A 3,182-nucleotide genomic window follows, 5' to 3' on the forward strand; every position below is an offset into this window, starting at 1 on the left:
GTGCCGCCAACTATGACGCTACCAAAGTCGATCGCACTTTCCGTACCATCTACTATATCTGTTGTTCCGTCTAATACTTGGATTTCTGGTAATGGTGTGGTTGTGACTGTGGCGGCTATGGGGAAATCAAAGGGATTTTCGTCACTATCATCATTGACAAATTGCAGCGTACCTGTTTTATTTCCTGCGGATGTCGTATCTACTTGAAGAAGCAAATTAGCACTCGCGCCAGCGGCCACAGTTGCAGGTAAGCTTCCGACACTGCTAAATCCGGTTGGTAAGGTCAGGTTGCTGAGGTTTAAAACTTCTGTACCGAGATTTTTAACGGTAAAGGTTTTGTTGAGAGTGCCGCCAACTATGACGCTACCAAAGTCGATCGCACTTTCCGTACCATCTACTATATCTGTTGTTCCGTCTAATACTTGGATTTCTGGTATGAGAGTTACGTCGTTATCAGTATTAGTAACTGCAACATCATCCGCATCAACACCATTATAATTAGTATCGGTACTGGTGGCAGCAGCGGTGAGAATGTTGTAAGCAGTATTCCCGTCTACTATTGATTCATCTACTCCCGTAACTGTGACTGTTTGGGGAGTATTCCAGTTAGCCGGTGTGAAAGTTAAACTCGGTTTATCTACATTCCCTTCAGTAGTTTTATCAGACGTAACCCCCAGGCTAACATCGGCTGTAGGTTGGCTATTTAGAACTACTGTAAATGTAGCCGTACCCCCCGCTTCTGTCGTTGTTAAACCACTGATGGGCGTGACAGTAATGCCTTTCGTATCGTTATCAGTATTAGTAACTGCAACATCATCCGCATCAACACCATTATAATTAGTATCGGTACTGGTGGCAGCAGCGGTGAGAATGTTGTAAGCAGTATTCCCGTCTACTATTGATTCATCTACTCCCGTAACTGTGACTGTTTGGGGAGTATTCCAGTTAGCCGGTGTGAAAGTTAAACTCGGTTTATCTACATTCCCTTCAGTAGTTTTATCAGACGTAACCCCCAGGCTAACATCGGCTGTAGGTTGGCTATTTAGAACTACTGTAAATGTAGCCGTACCCCCCGCTTCGGTTGTGGTTAATCCTGTGGTGGGTGTGACGGTAATGCCTTTCGTATCGTTATCAGTATTAGTAACTACAACATCGGTAGCATCAACACCACTGTAATTAGTATCGGTACTGGTGGCAGCAGCGGTGAGAATGTTGTAAGCAGTATTCCCGTCTACTATTGATTCATCTACTCCCGTAACTGTGACTGTTTGGGGAGTATTCCAGTTAGCCGGTGTGAAAGTTAAACTCGGTTTATCTACATTCCCTTCAGTAGTTTTATCAGACGTAACCCCCAGGCTAACATCGGCTGTAGGTTGGCTATTTAGAACTACTGTAAATGTAGCCGTACCCCCCGCTTCGGTTGTGGTTAATCCTGTGGTGGGTGTGACGGTAACTCCCGCAATATCGTTATCAGTAATCGTCACACTTTGGTTAGGAGTAGTTCCTAATCCTATGCCTGTTGAAGGGTTGCTAATTGTTAAAGTAGCTGTTTCTGCACCTTCGACAAGAAAATCATCATTAACTATGATGGTTACTTGCCCCGTATTACTTCCATCTGGTATTGTGATTTGAGTGGGAATAGTACCCATAAAATCAGCAGCACTAGCAGTACCAGTTAATGCTAAATTAAGTGTTTGAGCGCCGAAGACATTACCTTCAGCAGTGGCGGTAAAGGTAATAGCAGTTGTCCCGGCTTCGCTGGCAGTAGTTGTGCTGGCAGTGAGGTTAACTTTCGGTACGGGAATGGTGATATTAAAGGTAGCTGTGTCGGAAAGATCAACACCAGCATTCGCCGTACCGCCGTTATCTTGCAGTTGCACACTTACGGTGGCAGTACCAGGTTTGCCACTGGGAGTGTAGGTCAGCGTGCCATTGGTTGCTACACTTGGTTGAGTTGTAAATAGGGTGTTGTCGGTGTTAGTAACCATGTAGTTGCTAACTGTTTGAGTGGCTTCATCGGCGGGGCCGAAAGTAACGCTATTTACCCAATTACTGACAGTTTGAACTGTGTTTGTCCAAGATATTAGGGTTTGGTTGCCTAAGTTGGTGAAACTGGGTTTGTCGTTGACGGGGGTAACGGTGATGTCTGCGGTGTCGGTGGCGATGCTGAAGGCATAAATGCCGCCGTTGTTAGTGGTGTCAGCGGTGCTGCCGTTGGTGCCAGTGGTTTGATCCCAAGCGCGGAAGGTGATGGCGTTGGTGACGGGGCCGTTGTAGTTGGCGGTTGGTTGGAAGTAAAAGCGGGTATTGGCATCTGCTGCCAGCAAGCGGGCATTGGTATTGGTTACTGCGCCCAAGGGGTTCCAGTTGGTACCGCCATCTATCGTGTAAAACCAACTGCCGTTACTCGTGTCGGCGGCGGTAATGGCGATGCCTGCTACTGCGCCAGTGTCGGGGTCTATGATGTTTGTACCTATGGCTGCAATGGATGAGATGAGGTTGCCGACAGCGCCAGTGGGTGCAACTGCATCTTCTAGGATGGCACTGAGGGTGACGACGGTATCCGCAAGAACGGGTGCGGTATTATAAAGAATCGTGCCGTAAACGTCGTTATTGTCTTGGCTATTGCCAACACCGTTGGTGGGGGTGTTAGCAGTGGGAGTGCCAGCTTGGTTGGTAGCAGTGTTACCGGTGAAAGTGGCTCCTAATGTGCGGACAGTGGGCAGCGCGGAGGGCATCCCTTGGTTGTTGCCATTGCTGTTGGTTAGGGATGTCATGGCGAAAATTGCCCCACCTTTGCCTTGACCGCGCCTGTTGTAGCCACCACCGGGTGCGGCAAGGTTGCTACTAAAGGTTGCGTTGTTTAGAGTCAAAGAACCTTGGCGAATAAAGATGGCACCCCCAAGACCAGCGCCACCGCCACCGGAATTGCCGACTGGGCCAGCGCCGTTGCCACCAAAGCGGCCGCCTTGACCGGGAACGCCACCGTAGCCGCCACCGCCACCGCCACCGTAGCCGCCGCCACCGCCACCGCCAAAGCCGTAGCCACCGCCACCGCCAAAGCCGCCGCCACCGCCACCGCCAAAGCCGTAGCCACCGCCACCGCCAAAGCCGCCGCCGCCGCCAGCGCCAGCTGTCGGTGGGCGGCATGGGCGAGCCCAGGGGAGGGTGCGGGGGGGGGG

1 protein-coding gene is annotated in these 3,182 nt (G+C 50.3%); it reads right to left on the reverse strand.

All coding sequences use genetic code 11. The features are described 5' to 3' along the window. The coding region (locus E5S67_RS34250) for a beta strand repeat-containing protein (protein ID WP_216670796.1) at positions 1-3,182 on the reverse strand (3,182 nt) is incomplete at both ends.

The organism is Microcoleus asticus IPMA8 (assembly GCF_013179805.1).
Taxonomy (GTDB): Bacteria; Cyanobacteriota; Cyanobacteriia; order Cyanobacteriales; family Microcoleaceae; genus Microcoleus; species Microcoleus asticus.